Genomic DNA, 7,138 nt, shown 5'->3' on the forward strand with positions numbered 1-7,138 from the left:
ATTTGATACCATTATTATATCATATTTTGCTATATTTGTTTATATTTTCTAGCTTTTTGTGGGACAATCATTACATAATTTTACAGTTGCTTATTAATTAACTACACATATCAAACTAAGAAGAACAATTGGCGTTCAGCCCTTTAAATTTCTCCTTTTTAAAAATTCTAACTTTAAACTACTTTTACTCTTTAACAGTATCCTAATTTTTGAAGCGTAAGCTTATTTTTCATATCCCTTTCTTTATCAAAAAACCAGCCCCATTTATTGAAGTACTTTATAGCACTATCAATGTGATAATAAAGAAGCTTAAAATTTTCGTATGAACCTTTTCCATATTCGTGATATATGTGAACGTAAGGGAAGTAAATAGTCTTAGCAACTTTATGTATGCGTCTTGTTAAATCTGTATCTTCTAAATACATAAAAAATCTTTCATCAAATAAACCAACTTTTTTAATTATGTTTGTTCTCAAAAACATACAACATCCTGATAAACATGGAACCTCCATAATTTTATCATAGCCAGTAAATCTTAACTCATAAATTTTGTTCCTTTTTTCTATGAATTTTTTAAATGGACCACAGTTTAAAAATCTTCTTCCAAATAAATCTATTGGTTTCGGCAGCAATTTGCATAAATACTGTAATTTACCATCAGGATATAAAACTTTTGGCATTACAACTCCTACATCTGGGTTATTTTCCATAAAATTATAAAGTTCTTCTAAAACTCCTTTTTCAAAATATACATCAGGATTTAAAACCAGATGATATGGTGTATTCTCTTCAATTGATTTTCTAATGGCTATATTGTGAGCTCCACCAAAGCCAAGATTAGTATTATTGAAAATGTATTCTATTCTATTATCTATTTTTGCCAACTCTTTTAAATCGTTGTTTGATGAATTATCAACTAAATATAATTTTACTTTTAAATCTGTATTCAAAAAACTGTAAATTGCCTTTAAAAGCTGTTCTTTTTGGTTATGATATAGAACTATAGATGCATTAATGTGCCTCATTTAACTCACCTGATTTTCCAGTAATTCCATGCCAAAAACCTAATACAGTATATTTTAAGTGAATTAAGTGCGGTTTAGATAATAAAGCAAACAAAAAAATGTTTCTAAATGTTTTTAAAAATAAAATCACACGATGAGGAATATCTAGATTACTATTTCTTAATGCTAAATAAGTACCATTTCTTATTGTATAATAGTGTCTTAATGGAGATTTTAAAGTAACATTTTTTGAAAAAAACCTAATAGATTTTTCACCATGTTTATGAAGTATCTTTACATCGGCATTTCCAATTATCTTATATCCTTTTTTAACAGCTCTCCAGCACCATTCCATGTCAACCCAATCGATAAATAAATCTTCTTTCATCAGACCAATATAGGATAGATAGCGAGAATTTAAAATTGTCCCTGATGCGATTAGTTGTAAAACCTCATGCTTCCCTGAAGTTGGGTAAAATCTTTTAAAACCAAATAACCCTTTTTTTATAAAAAATTGTTTTCTACCAGTATTTGCATCTATAAATAATGGTCCACACGCAGCTATTTCTTCCTCTTTAAAACACTCCAGCATTTTTTCTACAAAATCCGGCGGATAAACTGTATCTTGGTCAGAAAGTAATATATAATCTGCATTATTTTCTAAAGCCTTTTTTATTCCTACATTTTGAGCATAAGCTATTCCATAGTTATCTTTTAAATATATAACTTCTAGGTTGGGAAACGTTTTAAAACTTTCAAGCTTTTCACAACCACCATGAGTATTATCTACTATAATGACTTTGTCTAATTGATTTTTTAGACTATGAATACACTTTTCTAAAATTACCACATCTGGTTTATAAGTTACTATAACTCCAAATATTTTGCTCACCAATTTTACCTCCAGCTTATTTTTACGTACGCTCTCGAAAAGACCGAGAGTTTTATCTTTATATGTTTCAGGGCCTAGCTTTTCAGCTTCACCCCTACTTTGTATACGATTTTCATACACAAATTTCCTTCTATTTCCTTATATTACACCTTCGCTTTTTAAACTTTTTTCCCCAAAATAGTTCTCTATCCACTAATTTTATTCCATTTGAGGGGTTTTACATGCTTAGAAACTAGCAATCTCATTCTGATTATCAACAACTTCACAGCACCTATCTATCCATGCTCAAAAAGAAAAATATAGGCTTATCCACTTCGATAAAGCTATCTCCTAAGCTCTATCTCCTCAACCTGGATAACCTGCTTCCCATAATAAAACCTCTTCACCTTGAATTCGGGCGCCCAGCTAAAAATCAACAGGGCATTATCCGTTCTTTGGTATTAATGCTCGAACTACAGGTATATTCTATCACAAATTGGGTAAAAACTCTACAACATGATCAACTTCTTTTCGATATTTGCGGCTTCGATTCCGATAAAGCCCCCAGCGTCGGCTCCTACTACGACCTGCTCTGGCGCCTCTGGTTTGCTTCACACAAAAAACTTCTGAAAAGAATACGCCATCTCCGCCCCTTCTCACCTAAACCAAACAAAACTTAACCAAAAACTGACCAACAAACACACAGGTATCGTAAGAAAACTTGTAGATCGCACTATTAAATGTAAGCTCCCTGACTTTAGACCTGAAAAAATCCTTCAAGAATTCCTGGCACGCTGCCTGGTCGATACCTCCGTCAAAATGGACCTCTCTTAGGCGATATTTCCCAATTATCCATTGTTTTCGACGGCTCGCCTTACAAATTTGTATAATCCATTTTTAAAATCTTGGTAACTATTCCTAAGATAGTTTTCGGGAGTGTTCATTTACATTCATTCGCACATACATCTTTCTACTCCTCTTTTAGACTCATTTAACATACATATTCCTTTCGCCAGTAGAAGCTATCTCGCCATATGTTTTTTCTATAGCTTTTCTTATCCTTAAAAAACTTCTAAAATTAATTAAGATCCCTAACACCATAAGAAAACCTATCACTATAGCCCCAATATAAAAATATTGCTTAATATCCACAATCACTCCTACCAAAGCAGCTAACACTGCTAAACTATAAATTATAAACACCGCTTGTCTCTGACTAAAGCCTTTTGCTATAAGTCTATGATGAAGATGATTTTTGTCTGCTAAAAACAAGGGTTGCCTTTGCGCGATTCTTCGTAATATCGCCAAACCTGTATCAAAAATTGGCACCGCCAAAATAATTATAGGAGCCACTATCGAAGCAGGATTTTCTGGTATATCCAAAGCTATTATGCTTAATACAGCCAACAAAAGCCCTATGAATGTACTACCCATATCTCCCATAAATACTTTGGCGGGATAAAAATTATAGAGAAGAAATCCAAGAATTGCACCAGCAAGCGATAACGCGATTATATATCCGATATAATCTGACCCTTCTCTCCCCAAAATAATTATAAATGCAATAGAAGCGATAAATGATACTCCTCCCGCTAAACCATCCAAACCATCTATTAAGTTAACTGCATTGATTATGCCAATAATCCAGCACACGCTTATAAGTCCATCAATTAAAAAAGCTAAATACACATTATCAGTTATGTACTCACTTATATTAACCCTTATCCCTGCTACCACAACTAAAGTGGAACACAGTATTTGTACAACCAATTTTTTCTGGGCTTTAATGTCGTAAATATCGTCAAACATTCCTACCACAACAAGTATAGCAGAGGCAACTGCTATACTGATAACCTTAAAATCTATCTTTGAGAATATAACAAAAGGAATGATAAATCCTATAAAAATAGCAGCCCCGCCTAATAGTGGAACGGGTTTTTTGTGAATTTTTCTACCGTTGGGTTTGTCCACAATGCCGTTTTTATTAGCAAACTTAATAACCAATGGCATTAATAATAGCGAAATCAAAAATGCAATAACAAAGGCCCATAAATCTCCCATATGTACCACCCTCATAAAATTAACTTGTTAATTTTATAGCTTTATTAGTAGACAATTCTGTTTTAGAAATTTCTTTCTACGCAATCCTCATCAATCGCTCCTGGGCGCCGAAGGTATGGCCACTATAATCTCATCAATGGCCTTTTGCTTGGCAATCTCCTTTATGCGCTCCCTGCCGCCGTATACCGGCACGCCCAAAATTTTCGACCCATGCTTGGCCTTATCATCATCAATGGCTGCCACGGGCTTTAAGCCCATCTCGGGGTGGTTCTTGAGCTCCTTTATGACCATTGCACCGGCTTCACCGGCACCGATTATCATGACCCTTTTGTACTCCTTGACGCCGTTGCCCGACCATACAATGCGGAGCCTCCTTAAAATCCGGAAGCTCAACCGCGTCCCACCCGTAAAAGCCATGCTGAAAAAACAGTAAAGCAGGTATACGCTCAAAGGAATCGAAACAATCAAAAACGTGCAGTATATGTAAGCCGCCAGCGAAGCGATGATGGATGAGGATATTATCATTATAAGTTCATTTATGCTGGCATATTTCCACAGGCTGCTGTAGAGCTGAAACACGTAGTAGATGGGAATGCTTATAACCGTAAAAGCAATGCATACTTGAGGGAGAATCTTTAAAATTTCCTGCGGTATGTTTATGCCGTATACCCCGAGAAATGCCAGCAGCACGGCAATATTGATACAGACTATATCGGCTGCTACAAATGCTATTTTACGCCTCAGAGCAACCACGCTGACCCCCTGCTTTCATCGATTAACTTATCTTTTCCTAAAAACAATGTCTGTCTTTGAAAACAGGCACTTTTGCACAAAAATTGCCGTTATTTTACTATTAATATGATACTTTAGCACTATATGGGATATGCGAAATTTGCCGCAATGTGTATAATGACTTATAGTGAATACGGGCAACTTGATGCGGATATACCGTTTTTTCGAGTTTTTTGAAGTGTTTGCAGGACAAATCCTGGAGGAAAGCATAATGCTGCTATTTCCCCTCCATAATAGAGGAAATGCCTACTTCGTCTAATCCCCGTATGACCTCCGTCAGGAAAGTTATGCGCCGAAACAGCAAAACCTTCCTTCAGGATTTTGTCCATTTCAGTTAGAAATAATAATACATATGGCATAAGATGTCAACCATTTTTATTTTATGAGACATAAATAATGTACAATTTTAACGTTTCGGCACAAAAAGCCTTGCGTGCACCTTTCTAGGCTGATAACCCAGCCTTCAGAAAACAAGTTGCTTACTGCTTACGTTCTAATTATGATATAATTCGATACACACTTACGTTTTCCTGCAAGCCGAAACAAAAAATTTAATAGTTTTTACTCAGAAATTCTCAAACGCTTTTTGACCATGTCGATAAGCCACTTGACCTCTTCCACCCTGAAAAGGTAAACAAGCGCAAAGTATAGCAAAGCGCCAAGCCCTATCTCCAACGCGAGAATTAAAAATCCAACCATCTTGCTGAACATGGAGATGTATTCCGCCGCAATGCCGTTCAGCCAGTACACAACGATACCCATTATCACTGATGCAATGCCGCACTTCAAAAACGCACCAAGCAGCTTCCTTCCGCCAATGCCGCCTATCCGCTTCCTCAAGTTTGCAAACAAAAGCAGCGTCATAATCATTGCAGACAGGCTGGTGGCCAGCGCCAGACCATCGTGCTGCATAAATCTGACCAGAATAAGGTTCAGCACTATATTGCACAACACCGTCAGCACACCGTTCAGCGTGGGCGTCCTGGTATCCTGCAGCGAATAAAAAGTCCTGCTCAGCACATCACGATAGCCATAGAATACCATGCCCAACGAATAAAACATGAGCGCCGAGGCGGTCATGGAAGTTGCCCTGGCATCAAATTGCCCCCTCTCAAACAATACCGACACTATCGGCTGCCTTAACACCACTGCTCCAACGGTAATGGGAAGTATGATAAGGGTGATGACGTTGAAAGCCTTTATAAGCGTGTCCTTAAAACCGGCCATATTCTCTTCGGCACTCAGGTGCGAAAGCAGGGGATAGATAACGGTAGCCACCGATACGGTAAAAAGGCCGTACGCAAAGCCGTTCAGCCTGTTGGCAAAGTTGAGCGCCGAGATGCTGCCCTCGGGCAGGCCTGAGGCCAGCATCCTGTCAATCAGGGCATTGAGCTGCTGCACCGTTGAACCAAGCATAACAGGAAGTGCCAGGGCAGCAACTTTTACCACGTATGGGTCCTTAAAGTTTAAAACCCTGCTGTATCTGTAATCTTTTTTAAATACACCGGGCAATAAAACGGCGAGTTGTACCACGCTACCTATCAGAGTACCAACCACTAAACCATAGGGTCCAACCATACCGCTTAAGAGCAGCACTGCTATAATTATCATATTATTTGGAATGCCTATAAGAGCTGGAAGCACAAACTCGTTGTTAGCCTGCAAAAAACTGATAAAAATCTGGCACATCCCTATAAATATGATCATAGGAAAGGTTATCCTGGTAAAATTGACCGCCAGCCTGAGAACCTCTCCCTTGAAACCCATGGCTATTAGGGATACTATGGGCCTCGTAAACACCATACCCACGACCGCCAGTGCGGCACTTACAACCAGCACAACGTTGAGTACCCTGCTTGTAAAGCGAACAGCCTCCTCGGGGCCCTCTTCAACTTTAATGCGGGAATAAAGCGGTATGTATGTCGTACCAATTGCACTGGCTATACTAAGAAACAAGGTCTGCGGTATGGTCAGGGCCACGAGATAGGCATCGGTGACGTATGTGGCGCCGTATGCGCTGCCCAGGAATATTTCTCTCAAAAAACCGGTTATCTTGCTGAGCAGCGTGATTATCATCACGAGTATTGTGGCTTTTTTGTAGCTTATCTGTTGTTGCATTTTGAGCACCTCATTAAAGTTTATTTAAATAAATAGAACTGAGCTATGTTATTTTGATTATGTATCATTTGCCTGATCAAATAGAACGCTTTTGATTTAATCATTATATGTTTTTACTATTGGCGGATTAAAAAATATTCCATAAAAATATCCTTTTACGAGCATACGTAGTGTCAAAAATTTTTATACAAAATCAGCTTTAGTTGCTGAATATAACTGATTTTTTAGGTATATTTTTCAAATACCTCCCCAGAGTGGGTGGTGCTTAAATATAAATAATATTCCTTTAAAA

Annotated in this window: 5 protein-coding genes; all 5 read right to left on the reverse strand. The window is 37.4% G+C overall.

Features of this window, described 5'->3' with window-relative positions; translation table 11 throughout:
- Positions 1–191: 191 nt before the first annotated feature.
- Positions 192–1,025, reverse strand: coding sequence for a glycosyltransferase family 2 protein (locus tag KVG29_RS10515; protein WP_252228398.1), 834 nt, complete (start codon positions 1,023–1,025; stop codon positions 192–194).
- Entirely contained in the window at positions 1,012–2,016 is a 1,005-nt protein-coding gene (locus tag KVG29_RS10520) for a glycosyltransferase family 2 protein (RefSeq protein WP_252228399.1), read from the reverse strand. The genes KVG29_RS10515 and KVG29_RS10520 overlap by 14 nt, the downstream gene beginning before the upstream one ends.
- An 846-nt stretch (positions 2,017–2,862) precedes the next feature.
- Positions 2,863–3,936, reverse strand: coding sequence for a glycosyltransferase family 4 protein (locus KVG29_RS10525; protein ID WP_252228400.1), 1,074 nt, complete (start codon positions 3,934–3,936; stop codon positions 2,863–2,865).
- A 90-nt stretch (positions 3,937–4,026) separates the two neighbouring features.
- Positions 4,027–4,689 (reverse strand): nucleoside-diphosphate sugar epimerase/dehydratase, encoded by a 663-nt coding sequence (locus tag KVG29_RS10530; protein ID WP_252228401.1) that lies wholly within the window; start codon positions 4,687–4,689, stop codon positions 4,027–4,029.
- Between the two features lie 600 nt (positions 4,690–5,289).
- Positions 5,290–6,846 (reverse strand): murein biosynthesis integral membrane protein MurJ, encoded by a 1,557-nt coding sequence (murJ, locus tag KVG29_RS10535; protein ID WP_252228402.1) that lies wholly within the window; start codon positions 6,844–6,846, stop codon positions 5,290–5,292.
- Between the last annotated feature and the right edge of the window lie 292 nt (positions 6,847–7,138).

The sequence above is a fragment of the Caldicoprobacter algeriensis genome (assembly GCF_023838525.1).
Lineage (GTDB): Bacteria > Bacillota > Clostridia > Caldicoprobacterales > Caldicoprobacteraceae > Caldicoprobacter > Caldicoprobacter algeriensis.